At 68.1% G+C, this 18,002-nt stretch carries 11 protein-coding genes; 4 read left to right on the plus strand and 7 right to left on the minus strand.

The genetic code is table 11. The features are described 5' to 3' along the window. The first annotated feature begins 83 nt into the window (after positions 1-83). Positions 84-1,655 (plus strand): peptide chain release factor 3, encoded by a 1,572-nt coding sequence (locus NYR55_RS05000; RefSeq protein ID WP_260020117.1) that lies wholly within the window; start codon positions 84-86, stop codon positions 1,653-1,655. Positions 1,656-1,661: 6 nt separating this feature from the next. On the opposite strand, the gene NYR55_RS05005 is transcribed toward NYR55_RS05000, so the two are convergent. The 3 genes from NYR55_RS05005 to NYR55_RS05015 all read right to left on the minus strand — a co-directional run bounded on the left by NYR55_RS05005 (position 1,662) and on the right by NYR55_RS05015 (position 6,860). Further along, positions 1,662-3,158 carry an AarF/UbiB family protein gene (locus NYR55_RS05005; protein WP_260020118.1) on the minus strand — a complete coding sequence of 499 codons (1,497 nt, stop codon included), beginning with the start codon at positions 3,156-3,158 and terminating at the stop codon, positions 1,662-1,664. Positions 3,159-3,185: 27 nt separating this feature from the next. After that, a complete protein-coding gene (locus tag NYR55_RS05010) occupies positions 3,186-4,445 on the minus strand; it encodes an MFS transporter (protein WP_260020119.1) in 1,260 nt (419 codons plus the stop codon). A gap of 84 nt (positions 4,446-4,529) precedes the next feature. Further along, positions 4,530-6,860 carry a TonB-dependent receptor gene (locus tag NYR55_RS05015; protein ID WP_260020120.1) on the minus strand — a complete coding sequence of 777 codons (2,331 nt, stop codon included), beginning with the start codon at positions 6,858-6,860 and terminating at the stop codon, positions 4,530-4,532. A 115-nt stretch (positions 6,861-6,975) separates the two neighbouring features. Here NYR55_RS05015 and NYR55_RS05020 point away from each other — a divergent pair, with 115 nt between their 5' ends. Then, positions 6,976-7,608: a TetR/AcrR family transcriptional regulator gene (locus NYR55_RS05020; RefSeq protein ID WP_260020121.1), complete on the plus strand. Its 633-nt coding sequence runs from the start codon at positions 6,976-6,978 to the stop codon at positions 7,606-7,608. A gap of 4 nt (positions 7,609-7,612) precedes the next feature. On the opposite strand, the gene NYR55_RS05025 is transcribed toward NYR55_RS05020, so the two are convergent. Both NYR55_RS05025 and NYR55_RS05030 read right to left on the minus strand, forming a co-directional pair. Then, entirely contained in the window at positions 7,613-8,140 is a 528-nt protein-coding gene (locus NYR55_RS05025; protein WP_260020122.1) for a DUF177 domain-containing protein, read from the minus strand. Then, entirely contained in the window at positions 8,137-8,658 is a 522-nt protein-coding gene (locus NYR55_RS05030) for a ubiquinol-cytochrome C chaperone family protein (RefSeq protein WP_260020123.1), read from the minus strand. The genes NYR55_RS05025 and NYR55_RS05030 overlap by 4 nt, the downstream gene beginning before the upstream one ends. A 128-nt stretch (positions 8,659-8,786) precedes the next feature. Between NYR55_RS05030 and bamE the strand changes: the two genes are divergently transcribed. After that, complete coding sequence (bamE, locus tag NYR55_RS05035) at positions 8,787-9,272, plus strand: outer membrane protein assembly factor BamE (protein ID WP_260020124.1); 486 nt, start codon at positions 8,787-8,789, stop codon at positions 9,270-9,272. Positions 9,273-9,382: 110 nt separating this feature from the next. Next, the gene (locus NYR55_RS05040) at positions 9,383-9,907 is read left to right on the plus strand and encodes an RcnB family protein (protein ID WP_260020125.1); all 525 of its coding nucleotides are present in this window, start codon (positions 9,383-9,385) and stop codon (positions 9,905-9,907) included. Between the two features lie 44 nt (positions 9,908-9,951). On the opposite strand, the gene pbpC is transcribed toward NYR55_RS05040, so the two are convergent. After that, positions 9,952-12,039, minus strand: a complete 2,088-nt coding sequence (pbpC, locus tag NYR55_RS05045) for a penicillin-binding protein 1C (protein ID WP_260020126.1) — start codon at positions 12,037-12,039, stop codon at positions 9,952-9,954. A gap of 93 nt (positions 12,040-12,132) precedes the next feature. After that, entirely contained in the window at positions 12,133-17,871 is a 5,739-nt protein-coding gene (locus NYR55_RS05050) for an MG2 domain-containing protein (protein ID WP_260020127.1), read from the minus strand. Between the last annotated feature and the right edge of the window lie 131 nt (positions 17,872-18,002).

The raw sequence follows: 18,002 nt of genomic DNA on the forward strand, positions 1-18,002 counted from the left end.
TCCGAATGCGGGTCGCTGTCATGACAGCGATGTCGGAATGTGCCGCACTCGACTTGGCAGGGCCGGGCGGCTAGGGCGCGCGCATGACTTCGCCCCTCGACCGTCGCACCTTTGCGATCATTTCCCACCCCGATGCCGGCAAGACGACGCTGACCGAAAAGCTGTTGCTGTTCGGCGGCGCGATCCATCTGGCGGGCGAGGTCAAGGCGCGGGGCCAGGCGCGGCGTGCCCGGTCGGACTGGATGAAGATCGAGCAGCAGCGCGGCATCTCCGTCACCAGTTCGGTGATGACGTTCGAGCGGCAGGGCGTGACCTTCAACCTGCTCGACACACCGGGCCACGAGGATTTCAGCGAGGACACCTATCGCACGCTGACCGCCGTCGACAGCGCAGTCATGGTGATCGACGTCGCCAAGGGCATCGAAAGCCAGACGCGGAAATTGTTCGAGGTGTGCCGCCTGCGCTCGGTTCCCATCATCACCTTCGTCAACAAGGTGGACCGGGAGGGGCGCGAGGTGTTCGCCATCCTCGATGAAATCGCGGAACTGCTGGCGCTGGACGTCACCCCGATGACCTGGCCGGTTGGCATGGGCGGGCAGTTTGAGGGGATTTACGACCTCGTCACCCACCGCCTGCTGCTGCCCGAAGGGGACAGCCGCGAATTTCAGGGCAAGGTGGTCCAGTGCAGCGGCCTGGACGATCCGCAGCTGGACGCGATCATCTCCGCCGACACGCTGGCCAAGCTGCGCGAGGATGTGGAGCTGGCGCAGGCGGGCTATCCCGAATTCGACATGGATGCGTATCGCAACGGCGATCTGACGCCCGTCTATTTCGGTTCCGCGCTGAAGGAATTCGGCGTGGATTCGCTGATCGAGGCGCTGTCCACCCACGCCCCCCCGCCCCGGCCCCAGCCCGCCGAGCCTGCGCCCGTCGATCCGGCGCAGAACGAAGTCACCGGCTTTATCTTCAAGGTGCAGGCGAACATGGACCCGAACCATCGGGACCGCATCGCCTTCATGCGGCTGTGCTCCGGCACGTTCAAGCGGGGCATGAAGCTGACCCCGACCGGTCATGGCAAGCCGATCGCGATCCATTCGCCGATCTTGTTCTTTGCCCGCGAACGCGAACTGGCGGACGAGGCCTATCCCGGCGATATCATCGGCATCCCGAACCACGGCGTGCTGCGCGTCGGCGACAGCCTGAGCGAAAAGACGGGTGTCCGCTTTACCGGCCTGCCCAATTTCGCGCCGGAAATCCTGCGCCGCATCGCGCTGAAGGATCCGACCAAGACCAAGCAGCTGCGCAAGGCGCTGGACGATTTGTCGGAGGAGGGCGTGATCCAGGTCTTCTATCCCGATATCGGGTCGAACTGGATCATCGGCGTCGTCGGCCAGCTTCAGCTGGAAGTGCTGCTGTCCCGGCTGGATGCGGAATACAAGGTCGGCGCGAACCTTGAGGGCGCGCCGTTCGAAACCGCCCGCTGGATCTCGTCGGACAGCCCAAAGGATCTTGAGGACTTCATGTCCATCAACCGCGGCGCCATGGCAAAGGACCGCGACGGCAACCCGGTGTTCCTCGCCAAATCGGCTTGGGAAGTCAGCTACATCGCCGACCGCTATGCCAAGGTAAAGTTCGCCGCGACCCGCGAACGCTGAACCGGCTCAGGTCAGCAGCACCGCCGCCGCGACGATGACGGCGGCGACCAGCACCGATGCGCTCAACCGGCGCAGCGCCGATACGATCGCCTGTTCGCCCGGACCGATCACCGGCGGCGCCTGCAGCCGGGCCACCGCCGCCCGGATCAGCGCGGGCGCATCGTCGCCCAGCCGCGACAGCTCCCACGCAATCGGCGCCAGCTGCGCGGTCCACGTCGCGGGCGACACCCGGTCCAGCGTCACCCGTGCCGTCGCCCGCGCCATTGCGCCCGACAGGTCACTGTCCGGCGCGATCCGGCCCAGCACGCCGTCCAGCGTCATCAGCGCCTTGAACACGATCAACAGGTCCGGTGGCAGCACCAGCCGCTCCTCGCGCATCACCCGCAGCATGTCCGTGACCAGCGCGGCCAGCACGATCCGCTGCCCGCCGCCATGCCGCGCGATCAGCCCCTCGGCCGCCGGGGTCAGTTTCTGGCCGCCCCCCGGCCCGCTGCCCGTCCATACCGCCAGCGTGTCGGCCAGCGCGGCCGCATCGCCGCTGCCCAGCGCGCGGACGAACCCGATAAACTCCTGACGCCGCCGGTGGCTGATCTGTCCGGTCATGCCCATGTCGAGCAGCGCGATCCGGTTCCCCGGCTGGCACAGCAGGTTGCCGGGATGCGGATCGGCATGAAACCGGCCGTTCAGCAGCACCATGTCCAGCACGATGTCCGCGCCCGCCTCTGCGATCATCACCGGGTCGATCCCCGCCGCGCGCAGGGTATCGCCATCCACCGGGCGAATGCCCTCGATATAGTCCATCACCAACAGGGTTTCGCTGGTGTAGCGCCAATGGATCACCGGCACGACGACACGGTCGTCCCCGGCGAAATCGGCACGCAACGCATCGGCGTGCCGTCCCTCGCTGGCCAGGTCCAGTTCCTCCAGCATGGCCGTGGCCAGCTGGCGGGCCATGGCGACGGGGGTAAATCGCCGCGCCTCCGCACTGGCGCGTTCGGCAATGGCGGCAAGTTCGGCGATCAGGCGCAGGTCGGCGGCAATCGTCTCCGATATGCCGGGCCGCCGGATCTTCAGCACAACCTCGCGCCCGTCCTCCAGCGTCGCGCGGTGCACCTGCGCGATCGACGCGGCTGCCAGCGGCTGCGGATCGAAGGTGGCGAACAGTGCCTCCGGCGCATCGCCCAGCGCCGCTTCGACCTGTGGCCGCAGCGTCTCGAACGGCAGCGTCGGCGCATCGGCGTGCAGCGCGGACAGCTCCTCGATCCATTCCGGCCCCAACAGGTCGCCGCGCGTGGCAAGGATCTGGCCCAGCTTGATAAAGGTCGGACCCAGCGCCTCGATCGCCTCCCGCGTCCGGCGCGGCAGGTCGGGGGGCGCATCGCCGCCACGATCGGCAAGGCCCAGCCGCGCGGCCAGCACCCCGATGCCATAACGCGACATGACGCCGCCAATTTCGCTCAGGCGCTGGCGGTCACGGGCGGCGACGCGGATCGTATCGAACATCAGTTGAAGGTAGGGGCGGCCCGTACCCTATCCAACCCAGTCCCGGGGCAGCGGCCTTACCGCCAGCAGCATCAGCCCGGCCGCCACCGCGTAAAAGCCAAGCGCCGCCATCGCGGCATAGCGCAATGCCTCATCGCCATGGGTTGCCGTCATCGAATCCGCGACTGCGCCCATGATCCACGATCCGGCACCCAGCCCGATCAGGTTGTTGATGAACAGGAACGACGCGCTGGCCGTCGCCCGCATATGCGGCGGCACCAGATGCTGCACGGCAGTCGTCACCGGGCCAAGCCACAGGATGTTGAGGCCGTTGGGGATCAGGAACAGGAACCATGCGATGACCGGTGATCCCGTCATCAGGAACGCGCCTAGAAACAGCGGAATACTGGCCAGCCAGGCAAAAGCGGGCAGCCGCGCATAGGTTCCGCGATCCGCCTGTCCCAGCCGGTCGGCCAGCCAGCCGCCGGAAAACACGCCGATGGTCCCGCCAACCAGCAGCAGCGAGCCAAAGAAATAGCTGGTCGTCGACAGGTCGAAACCGAAACTGAGCATCAGCACCGACGGCACCCAGAAGGCCAGGCCATAGCCGCACATCGAACTGAACGCGGCGGCAAAGCTCATCAGCCAGAAACTGCGCTTGGCGGCCAGGATGCGGAACACCGCGCTGACCGGCACCCGCTCGCCCGTCGGCTGGGCGGGCCGCGCGGGTTCACGCACGATTACGCGGAACAGCGGCGCGATGACCACGCCCGCAATGCCGACGACGATGAAGGCCCAGCGCCAGTCCACGCTGGCCGCGATCCACGCACCCAGCAACGTCCCGCTGGCAAGGCCAATGGGGATGCCCAGCGAATAGATGGCCAGCGCCCGTGCCCGCTGATGCGGGGGGAATGTGTCGGCGATCACCGCATAACTCGGCGCAACGCCCCCCGCCTCCCCCACGCCCACGCCCAGGCGGAACGCAAACAGCTGCCAGAAACTGCCCGCCATGCCGCACAGCGCGGTAAATCCGCTCCACACGGTCAGCGACAGGGTGATGACCCAGGTGCGGCTGGTCCGGTCGGCAATCAGCGCCAGCGGAATGGCCAGCGTTGAATAAAGCAGCGCAAACGCGATCCCGCCCAGCGCGCCCAGCTGCGTGTTGGTCAGGTTCAGGTCCGCCTTGATCGGCTGAACCAGGATGCCCAGGATCTGCCGGTCCAGGAAATTGAAGGTATAGACGAGCAACAGCATCGCCAGCGCCGCCGCGCGATACCCCGGCGTCGTGGGGGCGCTTGACCCGTTCATGCCCGCTCCTTGCCCGCCGCGACTGTCACGCGGTCCGTTGTGATTAGCAGGGCGCGCACTGCCCGCCAATGCGCGCCCGCCGGATCAGAACTTTGCTGTGAACGTCGCAAAGACCTGACGCGGATTGCCGTAATAAGCGGTCAGCACGCCCTCGGTCCCCAGTGTGGGGATGAAATTGCCGGTGGTCGCATTGGTCAGGAACGCGCCCGTATCGGGATTCTGCGCCAGGAAGTTGTAGCCTGCCACGATGTACCGCTTGTCGGTCAGGTTGCGGCCATGGACGCCGATCGAATAGCTGTCGTTGATCGCCCAGACGAAGTTGGCATCCCACAGCGCATATGCCGGCTGGTCAAGCAGGGGCGTGCGCAATTCGAACTGCTGGCTATCGCCGCGATAGCTGACCGTGGTGCTCAGATCGACCGAGCCCGCCCCGACCGGCGCGGAATAGGCAATCGTGCCGCTGGCGGTCCAGTCAGGGGTGTTCTGGAACGCGCGGCGATCGGCCACGTCGATCCCGCGGCCATCGATGAACCGGGTATATTTGGCATCCAGATAGCCCATCGTGCCCGATAGCGTGAATCGGTCGCCCGCCGCAGCAAAGTCGCGGGCGGCGACCAGGTTCACCTCGGCCTCGATCCCGTTGATCCGTGCGCGGCCGGCATTGGTCGTCACGCCGATAAAGGTCTGCTGGCCGTTGATGGTGGTGCCGATCGATCCCGGCACCTGCACATCGGTATAGTCCGAGCGGAACGCGGCGAGCGCGAAGTTCAGGCGACGGTCCCACACCGAACCCTTGAAGCCGATTTCATAGGTGTCGACCGTTTCCGGATCGAACGAGAGGAAGTCGAACACCTGATCGGCATTGCAGATACCGCCGGTCGGCGTGCGGCACGCGGTCGATTGGCCACGCGGATCGAAGCCGCCGCCCTTGAAGCCCTGCGAATAGCTTGCATAGACGTTCAGGTCGCCCGTCGGCTGCCACTGGATCGAGGCGCGCGGGGTGAAGTCCCCGAAATCGGCTGCGCCCGAAAAGTTCGACGTCGTTGCGAACAGCGTGCCATTGCCGTTGAAGAAGGGCGAGCCACCGCCCAGGAACGTCTGGCGAAGGATCGTCGACCGCCGCGTGTCCCAGGTATAGCGACCGCCGACCGACAGGCTCAGCTGATCGGTCAGGTCATAGGTCGCATCGGCGAATACCGCGACCGTATCGGTTTCCACATTGCCGAAGGTGAGCGCGGTGACGCCGCCGGGCAGGCGGACGTCAAACACGGTCCGCGCCTTGGCATCCAGATAATAGAGGCCGACCAGCGCGTTGAACCGGTCCGTGCCGATCAGCATCTGCACTTCCTGGCTGAACTGCTCGTTATTGTAGAATGCAGGCACATCGACCTGCACCGCCGGCAGGGCATCGAAATCGATCGGCGTGCCGCTATCGTCCTTGCGATAGCCGGTGATCGAGCGGAAGGTCAGCCAGTCGGCGGGCTTGGCTTCGATGAACAGCGAACCGCCATATGCCTCGACCTTCTGTTCGGGGTCGAGCAGGCCGCCGCGCGAATCGTACACATCCTCAAGCACCGGGGCACCGGTGGCGATGCCGCGGATCAGGCGATGGCCGCCGCGCGGATTGCTCCTGTCCTCGGTATAATCACCCGACAGGCGGATGAAGAGGCTGTCGTCCGGTTCGATCTGCAGCGTGCCGCGCGCCGCCCAGATGTCCTTGTTGTAATTCGCCTCGCCCGTGGTCAGGTTCTCGCCGAAGCCGCCGCGCGACAGCCGTGCCGCTGCACCGCCGATCTTCACCACGCCATTGCCGATCGGCACGCTGCCGCTGATCACGGCATCCGCCTGATCATAGCTGCCATAGGCCGCCCGCACCTTCAGCGTGGGATCATCGCCCAGCCGCCGGGTGACATATTTGACTGCGCCGCCGATGGTGTTGCGGCCATAGAGCGTCCCCTGCGGCCCGCGCAGCACCTCGATCCGCTCGACATCGTAAATGTCCAGCACGGCCGCCTGCGGGCGGTTGAGGTATACGTCATCCAGATAGATGCCGACGCCTGCCTCGAACCCCGCAACTGGATCCTGCTGACCCACACCGCGGATAAAGGCGCTCAGCGTTGAATTGGTGCCGCGCGACACCTCCAGCGTAACGTTGGGCGTGACAGCGGCCAGATCGGTGACGTCGATCGCGCCAAGCTGCTCCAGCTGATCGCCCGAAAAGGCGGTGATCGCGACCGGCACGTCGAGCAGCGATTCCTCGCGCCGACGGGCAGTCACGATGATGTCGCCATCGGCCGGATCACTGGCGGCGGTTTCCTGCTCCGCCTGCTGTGCCTGGGCCGGGACCGCCATCAGCGCGGGCAAGGCGGCGGCGGACAGGATCAGCGCGCGGACGCTGGACGAACGATGCTTCATGGCAAAACCTCCCCTTTGGATGGCAGCCCGTCGGACGCGGGTTGTGCCGTGTTGCGATCCGCTATACTGAAACCTGAACCGGGTTTCAACTTGGGAATGTATCGGAGGGAGCCGGATGGGGACGGAACCGGGAACGGCGGGCGCATCGGCGGCCAGTGCGGGCAAGGAACCGCGGACCGAACGCGGCCGCCGCACGCTGCGCGCGATCCTGGATGCGGCCGCCGCCGAGTTCGGGGAAAAGGGGTTTCACGACGGATCGATCAGCGGGATCACCCGCCGCGCGGGCGTCGCGCTGGGCAGTTTCTACACCTATTTCGACAGCAAGGACGCCGTGTTTCGCGCGCTGGTTCAGGACATGTCGGATCAGGTGCGCGATCAGGTCGCCCCGGCGATCCGCGCCGCGCCGGATCAACTGGCCGCCGAACGCGCGGGCCTGCTGCAATTCATCCGCTTCGTGCGTGAGCACAAGGAAATCTATCGCATCATCGATGAGGCTGAATTTGTCGATCCCGACAGTTTCCGCCGCCATTACACGACGACGGCCGATCGCATCCGCACCCGCCTGTCCGCCGCCGCCGCGCGGGGCGAGGTGCGCGGCGATGTGGACGAGGTTCACGCCTGGGCGATCATGGGCATGAACGTGTTTCTGGGCCTGCGCTACGGCGTGTGGAGCGATGCGGAACCGCCAGAGGGGGTGGCAGACCGGGTTGCCGACCTGCTGGCCAACGGCCTTGCCCCCAGCGGCTGACCGATCACTCCCCCTTCAGCAAGTCCTTCAGCCCGGCAAAGGCACCTGTCGCAACCTCGTCATCGCGCTTGACCCCTGCTTCGCGAAGCGCCGCCTCGGCCGCCGGGCTGCGGGGATAGGGGTCGAGCGCCAGCGCCATCGTCTCCGCCGCCGCCTCGCCCAGGTCGATCGCGCCGCCGGTGTAGAACAGCGTGTCCGCCGCCTCCGCGTCGATCTCCACCTCGTCCGCAGGGGCGGCGTCCAGATCCGCCTCCGGCACGAAGCGCAGAGTCACCGCCTCCTCGATCCGCGCCGCCACCGCCTCGCCCGTCGCGATGCAGGGCTGCGCGACCTCGGCGATCACCCGCCCCTCGGCCAGCACATCCGCCCCCTGCCGGCGCAGCGCAAACTCGGCCGACAGCCTATCGACGGCGATCAGGCCGAACCGTGCGGCCAGCCGTTCCCGCTCGTCCGCCTCTGCGCTGATCGTCACCGTTGCGGGCGCGGTGCCGATCCGGTCGATCCGCTGCGGGCGGCTGAATTCCGGCGTCATGGCAATTCGCCCCGCTGAATGGCGTCCAGCGGCACCTGGCTCAGCGCCCGCCGCCAGCGGGACAGGCCCGCCACCACATGATCCAGCGCCGCCGGCTCCGGTGCCTCACCGCGGTACAGGTTGCGCACCAGCGCCTCGCCCAGCCTTGCATCCCCCTCGGCCAGCCCGTCGCGATAGGCGCCCAGCCGCCCGCCCAGCATCCCCATCATGCGGCCAACCTGCTTGCCGACGACGACATCGCCAAATCCGATTTGGCGCAGCTGGCCGTCCATGTCCTGAACGAACCGCTCGGCCAGCTGTGCGTTCAGCACCGCCGCCGCATCGCCCGCCTCCTCCTCCAGCCGCAGCAACAGCATGGCCAGCACCGCGGCCACCATGTCGAACCGGCCGTCGATCGTGTCGGGCACCTGCCCGTCCAGATACCAGTGCGGCTCCCGCGCGCGGGCGATCACGACCTCATAGGGACGCTGCGCGGGCAGCTCTCCCTTTCCACCGAACAGGCGTTCCAACAGCTTCATTCAACCGGCCCTTTCGGCAATCCGTCCACTGCGCCCTTGTGGCGCCATGATTGGCGGCATATTGAGCGGGCTGGCGATGGTTGCAATGGATAGCGCCGCCGCCTTGTGGTTTTCGCGGAGAAGTGTCGATGAAGCTCCTTTCGGTTCGTGCGCTCGGCCTGTCGCTGGCGGTTGCCGGTGCGCTGGTCAGCGGGGGCTGCACCAAGCTCAAGAGCCATCAGGGCTATGTCATCGATCCCGATCTGGTGAACTCGGTCCAGCCGGGCGTCGACACGCGCGACTCGGTCACGCAGACGCTGGGCAGCCCGACCTTCGTTGCGCAGTTCAACGACAAGCAGTGGATCTATCTGTCCCGCGACAGCCGGAACCTGGCCTATAACCGCCCGCGTCCGGTGGAACAGACCGCCATCCGCATCACCTTTGACGATGCCGGCACCGTCACCGCGATCGACAAGACCGGGGTGGATCAGGTCGCGTTCGTCGCGCCCAGCGACAAGAAGACGCCGACCCTTGGCCGCGAACGCGGCTTTTTCGAGGATCTGTTCGGCAATATCGGCACGGTCGGCGCGCCCGTCGGCGCTGGCGGCCCCGGCGGCGGCGGCCCCGGCCAGTAATCTTCCTTTCGCCCGGCTAAACGGGCGATTCCCGGCCCGTTCAGGCGAATCGGCCTAGCTTCCTCTCATCAGCGGCGGACCGAACCGCCGCGCATGAGGAGGAATTGAAGATGCGCAAGCCCATGCTGATGCTGTTGATGGCGGCGGTAGCCGTTCCTGCGGCCGCCATGCCGACGGCGGCCAGCGCCCAGTCATGGCGCGAGTTGCGGGACGATCGCCGCGACGTGCGCGAGGAGCGCCGCGAACTGCGCGATGCCTATCGCCGGGGCGACCGAGGCGACATCCGCGAGGAACGCCGCGAGCTGCGCCGCGAAACCCGCGACCTTCGCCGGACCGAACGTCAGTTCGACCGCAACCATGCCTGGCGCGACAATGACTGGCGCGACTATCGGGCCACCCATCGCGGCGATTATGCCCGCGGCAACTGGCGTGCGCCGTTCCGCTACACGCGATGGAACAACGGCGCGCGGATCGCGCCCGGCTATTACGGACAGCGGTACTGGATTTCCGACCCGTGGCGTTATCGTCTGCCCCCGGCGCGCGGCTTTCAGTACGTCCGTCATTATGACGACGTCCTGCTGGTCGACACCCGCCGCGGCCGGGTCGTCCGGGTGTACAACAACTTCTTCTGGTAAGCGTTGATCGGGGCGGTCCTTCGGGGCCGCCCCTTTTTTGCCGGTCACCGCATGGTGAACAGCACCTGATCCACCACCCGGCCGCCCGGCGCCACCAGCGCCAGCCGGTGCGCCCCCGGCCCGGCCAGCACCAGCGGCCGCCCGTCTGCCGAGCCCAGATCGCGCCGGTCCAGCATCAGGCGATGGCCCGTCACCTCGCCCGACACGCCGATCACCAGCCGCTGGCGATCCACCGGAATGTCGGGGTCCAGTGCATAGACGCTGCCCGAAACCGGGCTGGTAATCCGCGGCCGCCGCGCGGTCGCCGGGGCCAGCGCCACCTCGCTCATCCCCGTTCCGGCCAGGAAATAGTCGCGCCTTGGCTGTTCCAGTCCGGCGGCAAAGCGAACCGGCCGCGCCTCCACGCCGGTCGGCATCGGCGGCGCGCGCCCCGGCCGGTCGCGGTGCAGCGCCAGCATCACGTCGCGCCACACCGGCGCTGCGCCGCTGGTCCCCGACACCGCGCGCATCGGATCGCCCTCCAGATTGCCGACCCACACACCGACGACATACCGGTCGGTAAAGCCGATGCACCAATTGTCGCGCATCGCCTTTGACGTGCCCGTCTTGACCGCCGCCCAGAACGGCAGGCGCAGCGCACTGTCCGTACCGAATGTCGCCGCGCGCGCATTGGCATCAGCGATCATGTCGGCCACGATCCACGCGGCGGCAGGCGTGGTGACGGCGCGCGGCTCCTCCGCCGCCTCCCCTTTGGTCAGCCGCAGCTTCTGCCACTGTCCGCCCCGCGCCAGGCTGCGATAGGCGGCGACCTGTTCCATCAACGTCACTTCCGCCGAGCCGAGCGCCAGCGAATAGCCGTAATATTGCCCGTCCTCGGTCAGCCCGCGATAGCCGGTGTCCCACAACCGGTCGCGGAACGCCTCCACCCCGGTCAGCAGCAGCGTCCGCACGGCCGGCACGTTCAGCGATCCGGCCAGCGCCACCCGCGCTGACACCGGCCCCTTGAACGCCCGGTCGTAATTCTGCGGCACATACAGGCCCGATGCCGTGTCCAGCTGAACCGGTGAATCGTCCAGGATGGATGCCGGGGTCAGGTATCCTCGCTCAATGGCCTGCGCGAACAGGAACGGCTTCAGCGTCGATCCCGCCTGCCGGTATGCGCTGGCCCCGTCCACCGCCGATGCCGTCGATGCGCCGCCGACCCCGCCGACATAGGCGAGCACCTCGCCCGTCACGGTATCGGCCACGACCACTGCCCCGTCGCGCGCCCGCGATCCGCCCAGCCCCTTCAGCTGCCGGGTCAGCGCCGCCATCGCCATGCGCTGCACCCCCGCATCCAGCGTCGTCGTCACCTTCGCGCCCGGCGCTTTCAACAGCCGCACCGACAGATGCGGGGCCAGGCCGGGATCAAGGCGCAGGCTGCGCGCCGGGCCCAGCATCGACGCCGCCCCGCTGCGAAACCGCGCACAATCGCCCTCGCCTGCAATCGCACAGGCCCGCCGCGCCACCGCCGCAGCATCCGCCCCCGGCGCGGGCAACAGCGCCGCCAGCAGCACGCCATCGTCCCGCGTCAGCGCCCCCGGCGTCTTGCCGAACAGGCCCAGCGCCGCCGCGCCCACCCCCTGCGCCTCGCCCCGAAAGCCAGCCAGGTTCAGATAGGCCTCAAGGATCGCGTCTTTGCCCCATGCCCGCTCCAGCGCCCATGCGGCACGCATCTGCCGCACCTTGTCCCGCCATCCCCGCGCGCCGGGCCGGGCAAGGTCGGGCGCGACAAACGCGGCAACCTGCATCGAAATCGTGCTCGCCCCGCGCACCCGCGCGCCCGTCACCCGGTCGCGGATACTGCCGCCCAGCGCCCACCAGTCCACGCCGCCATGGTCGGCAAAGCGCCTGTCCTCCGCCCCGACAATCGCCGCCCGCGCATCGGCGGACACGGCATCCAGCGGCACCCAGGCCAGCCGCCGCGCGGCAAAATCCACCCGCTCGCTGTCAATCAGCGCGCCGTGCCGGTCATACAGCCACGCCTCGGACGGCCGGAACGCCCCCCGGACACTGGCAAGCGAAGGCAAAGGCGGCGGCAGGGTCAGCCAGCTCAGCACCGCATACAGCGCCGCGACAACACCCAGCGCCACCAACCCCCAATAACGGCGAGCGATCACCACCGGCCCCCACCGTACTCATGCGAAAGCAGGAGCACGCGAAAAGCGGCATAACAAACCCTCATCTCACCGCTGCCGCACCACCACCGCCGCATTGGGCACCGCCGCGCGGATTTCCGGGGAATACATCGCCTCCACCCGGCTGGGCGGCAGTTGCAGCGTGCCCGCGCCATTCAGCCGCACCGTATAGCTGACCGTGTGCGTCCCCGCCGGCAACCAGGCGAAATAGGCGCGCCAGGCGTCCTGTCCCCGCTCGACATAGCTGGGGGCCGTGCCCTCGCTGGTCCCGCCCTCGTCCAGCATCGCCGACTGGTTGGCCATGCCGCCGATCAGCGTCGCGCCTGCCGGCACGGGATCGGATACCGCCACCCAGCTCCGCTCGGCGCTCGCCTCGATGGTCAGCGTCACGCGCAGCACGTCGCCGCGGGTCAGCACGCCTTTCGTCCGTGCCTGCACCACATCGACCTTGCGGGTCATCCGGTATCCCGCGGCCAGCGGGCGGGTCAGCGGCACGGCGGCCTTGACGCGGACAAAGGCCCATGGCCCGGCCCCGCCGCTCTGCGTCAGCGACAGCGGCGTTCGCGCTGCGGGCAGCGGAAAGCTTAGCAGCCGCGACGATGCCGCCAGTGGCCAGTTGCGGCTGATCCGCGCCGTCCCCAGCGATGCCGTCGTCACCCCCGCCACCGCTTCTGCCGGATAGGCAGAGGCAAAGCGCCGGGCCAGGATCGTGCCCCAGGCATTGGCCGTGGTCGTGTCCCAATGCCCGCGCTGTTGCCGCGTCGCGATGCCGGTCATCATGCGCGGGCCATCGCCGTCCCATCCGGGCCGGCCCAGCACGGCGATCAGCGCCTTGATCGCGGCCTCGTCGCCCGACGACATCATCCACCACGCCGCCTGCCCCTGATCGGTCAGGTCAAGCCGCGTGCCTTCATAGGCCAGCCGCTTGCGAAGCTCGCCCTCGCCCGCCGCCCGCAACGCCGCCCCGTTGGCCAGGCCGGAAATACGCCCCAGCGCCGACAGGTAATCGGCAAGCGTCGCGGTCGGCATTTCCGCGGGGGTCATGCCGATCTGACCCAGCATCGCCGCATTGGCTGCGCCCGCCCGGGCCAGCGCCGCCAGCGCCGCGATCCGCTGGATGCGCACATCGCCATATTCCTCGCGCCGCAGCCGCCCGTCCAGCACCGCCTGCATCGCCGCGATCATCCGGTCGCGCGACCCGCCGGGCAGCGGCAGGCCAGCCTCGGCCGTGATCGACAAGACATAAGCGGTCAGCGCCTCTGACCCGTTCATCCCCTCCACCGGGAAATATTTCAGCAGACCGTCGGCATCCAGATAGGCGGGCATTTCCCCGGCCAGCCGGTTCCACGCCCCCACATCGCCCAGCGCCACCGCCCGCGACAGCCGCTGTTCGAAACAGGTGTAGGGATATGCCGCCATGTAATCGCGCACGCCCTGCATTGGCGGCACCAGCGTGTCGGTCAACGTCACCTCGACCGCGCCCAGCCCCGGCAGGAATCCGCCCGGCGGCGCAATCGGAATGTCGCCGCCCGCGCCCACCCGCACCAGCGTCGCGGCCCAGGTTTCAACGGGCACTGGCGGCACTACGTTCTGCACCACCGTCATCCGGTCGACCGCCCGGCCATCCTCGCTGCGCGCATTGACCGTCCAGGTCAGCGTGCCCGTGCCGCCCGGCGCGGTCAGGTTCCACGCCACCGGCACCGCGCCGCCCGCCGGGATCGTCACGCTGATCGGTCGGCCCGTCGCTACGCGGGGGCTGACGGTCACATCCGCCGTCACCTTCATCGCGCGGTCGGATCCGTTGCGCAGCGTGAACTGCGCCGCATACCGGTCCCCGCCCCGCACCAGCGGCGGCACGCCGGCAAAGATCGACAGGTCCTGCGCGGTCCTCACGCTCGCCTCGCCCATGCCGAACGCATTGCCATCGGCCGCGCCCGCCACCGCGACCAGCCGGAATCCGGACAGCGCATCGGACAGCGGCACCGCAACCTTCGCCCGGCCCTCGCCGTCCAGCGCCACCTGCCCGCGCCACAACAGCACCGGCTGAAAGTTTTCGCGGTTCAGGCCGGACAGGTCGCCGCCCCCGCCGCCGCCGGCCTCCACGGCCTTGCGCCCGTAATGCCGCTTGCCCACCACCTGCATCTGCGCGGTAGAGGTCAGCACCGACAGCGGCCGGTCGCCCATCATCGCGGTCAGCACGTCCCAGCTTTCGTTGGGGGCAAGCTGAAGCAGCGCCTCATCCACCGCGACGAACGCGACATCGGCATCGCGCGCCGGGCTGCCATCGGGGTTGGTCACCGCGATCGCCACCTGCGCCGTGTCGCGCGCGGCATAGCGTTCCTTGTCAGCCTTTACCGCCACGCCCATGCGGAAATCGTCCCAGCCGACCTTCACCCGCGCCACGCCCATCCGATAAGCGGGCTTGGCCAGATCGACCAAAGCCGTCGGCCGCGCGCCCTCGCGGGAGAAGAAGGGCAGGTTCCATTCCCGCGCCAGATTGGCCAGCCACAGCGACCATCCGCCGATTCGCCCGCGCACCGCCATCACGCTGACATAGACCTCCGGCGCATATCCGCCGGGCATTGCCACTTCGACGACGGGGTCCTTGCCGCTCAGTTCGGTGACAAAGCTGTCGATGACGCCCTCGCGCTCGACCGTGACCAGCGCCGTTGCCTCGCGGAACGGCATCCGCACCTGGAACCGCGCCTTCCCGCCCGCCTTCACCTCCGGCGCCTCGGCGATCACGTCCATGCGGTCGCCATTGTCGCCGCCGAACCACCAGTCGTCCTCACCGGCCAGCCAGACCGACGTGCCGGCCACTGCCGCATTGCCATCGGCATCCTCGGCAGTGGCAACGGCATAAACCTCGCCCGACACGCCGGGGTCCATCCGGCATTCGGCCAGCCCCAGTTGGTCGGTTGTCGCGGAACAGCTTTCGTCGATCCGCGTCGTCTTCATCTGGTTGTCATAGGCATAAAAGCCGCCGATCAGCCGCCGCCTGGCGGTCAGCACCTCGCGGCTGAACAGTTCCACCGTGATCCGCTGTCCCTTGATCGGCTTGCCCGTCGGATCGAGCGCGACCAGCTTCAGCCGCAGATCGTCGTCCTTCATCATCCAGCCATCGGTCTTCACCCCGATCTGGACGGCACTGTCATACAGCGGCACCCGGCGCGACGCGGTCAGGATTTCGCCATTGGCGTCCTCATAATCCATCTCGACCAGCAGGTCGGTCGGGCCGGAAAGGGTTGCGGGCACATCGACACTCGTTCGCGCAGTCCCTTCCCCGTTCAGGGTCAGCGGCAGCGTCTGCGTCGGCGGCAGCGGGGACAGTTCCTCCTCGCCATCGCCGTTCAGCGGCTTGACGCCCTCCACCATCCGCCGCCCGGCAAAGCTGTATCCGTCATATCCCTTGGGCCGGCGAACCCCCTCCATGAACGCGACGCGCAGATCGACGGCCAGGTTGGATGCGCCCCCGCCCGACAGATATCCGGCGAACAGGTCCAGCGGCACCGATTTGGGCTTGACCATCGGCGCGCTCGGCCCGCTGACGCTCGCTTTCATCGTGGGCAGGCGATATTCGTCGACCTTCACCGACTGGCCGGACCAGATCGTCCGGTCGCCATTGACGAAGCGCAGCGAATAATCGCCCATCGGCGCGGCGGCAGGCACTGCCCAAGTCGTCTCGCCCGATCCGCCCGGCCGGATCGTCAGCGGCAATTCGAACTCCGTCCCGCTGCCCGAATGGCTCAGCACCAGCTTGCCGGTAAAGCCGGGCATCAGGCTGAACCCACGCGGCGACGGCATCCGCACGAAATGCTTCATGTTCACCGTCTCGCCCTGCTTGACGAGCGCGCGGTCGAACACGGTGTGGATCACCTCTTCCCGCGCCGACCAGCCGAACGGCAGGTCGAAATCATAGGGTCGGATGCCCTCGCCCCACTGGGTCAGGGTAAAGCTCATGTCATCGCCCGCGCGGGCGGAAATCATCAACGGATGCGCCTCGCTCGACGGGCCGCAATCGGTATAGGTTTCCGGTTCCGGCAGCCCCTTGGCAAACGCCGCGCGGCCCTGAGCATCGCTACGCCCGCGCGCCAGCTCGGCCCCGGTGCAGCTGTCGGTGACGCGCACCTCCGCCCCCGCCACCGGCTTGCCGGTATCCAGCGCCGTGACCCAGGCAAGCGATCCGCCCCGGCCCCATTTGAAATGCACCGCCATGTTGGTGACCAGCGCGCCCGCCGCGACATAGCGCGGGGCATTGCGGCCCAGCAGCGCCGCGCCCAGCCGGGGGCTGGCAAATTCGACGACATAGAATCCGGGCTTGCCCAGCGCGATCGGCACCACCTCCATCGGCTTGCCGCCTGCGGGCAGGGGCAGGTTGAACGCCTTGCCCGCGCCGCCGCTCAGGATGGGCTTCGACCCGGTGTCGTTGACCGTCACCGTCTCGCCGCCGCGCTGCTCCTCATGGCTCTTGTAATTATCGGCCTCGTCGATGGTGCGCAGCCATTTGGCGACGCTGGCATCCGATCCCGCAACGCGCAGCGCCTGTCCGGCCAGCGCGGCATTGCTGCCGGCCAGGGGGTTTTCGACATTGCGGATGGTGACCGGCAACGTGCCGCCCTCCTTCGCCTCCACGATCCCGAACGGTGCGGCAAACTTCACCAGCGGCGGCGCCTCGTCGAACCGCACCTCCAGCGGAAAGCGTTCGGCATTGCTCAGCGGCCGGCCGCTCTCATCCTTCACCCCGGCGGGCAGGACCAGCTTGGCCGCCACCGCCTCGGGCAGGGGCGCGGAAAAGCGCACCTGGCTGACCATCGCCTTGTTCTTGTCATCGTCGGTGATCGCGGCGGTCAGCACCTTGCCGCCCGGCACCTCGATCCGCGCCTGTTTCGCCACCTCGGCGGGCACGGGCGCGGAAAAGCGCAGCCAGCCGGGCGACACCGGATTGCACCCCGCCTGCGGGTTGACCCGCGAACATTCGAAACGCGCGGTAAACGGCTTGCGCACCGTGAAATCGAACCGCTGGTCGGTGCCCGCCGTCCGTCCGCCGCTCTCGATCCCTGCGCCCCAGACCAGCGCCATGTCGCGCCCCGGCGGCAATGGCCGGCGACAGCGCAGCGCCGTCACCCCGGCCAGCGCCCGCTTCGCCTCGCCCGCGCTGGCCGGCACCGTTTCGGGCAGCCCCGCGCTCGACAGGAAACTGCGGCTTTGCCAGTCGTCCTTGCCCAGTTTCTTCAACAGGTCGATGGCCGCATCGGTGCCCAGCACATCCACCGGGATGCGTTCGCTCAACCCGTCGATCGCGCAATAGGCATTGGCCCCAACCGACCCCGGCGATGCGGCCAGGTTGGCGGCGACCAGGAACACCTGATCCTCCTCGATCTCGCCGCCATAACCGCCGGGCAGCACCGCGCGCGCCACCGGCCCGCCGCTGTCCACGCTGAAACTGCGCGTTCCCTCCACGGCATAGCCAGCCGCGCTTTTCAATCCATCGCGCAGGTCGAACCGGCACGTGACGCCGCCCGGCAACCCGCTGGCGAAATCATAAACCCAGGTTTGCGGATCGACCCAGCGCCCCTCGCCCGCCACGGGACAGGCGATGGCAGCGGGCGCGGCGGCACGCGGATCGCCCAGCGGCACCATCGCCGCGCTGAACCGCAGCGTGAATCGCTCGATCGCGCCATTGCTCATGCCCGGCGTTGCCAGTGTCACGCGCGGGGCATCATCGGCCATGGCCAGCGGCACGCCGATCACGGCCAGGGCGAGCGCAACGCGCACTGCAAGCATCATGGGCATCCCTCCTGCCCGGTTGTCCACCGGGACTACCGGCCGGACCATAGCAGTGTCCAGAATGCCTGACAGTGCTTTGTTTACATTCGTCATTTATCGGTGAACATTGAACTACGTAAATCGCGCAGGTT

The sequence above is a fragment of the Sphingomonas sp. BGYR3 genome (assembly GCF_025153455.1).
GTDB lineage: Bacteria > Pseudomonadota > Alphaproteobacteria > Sphingomonadales > Sphingomonadaceae > Sphingomonas.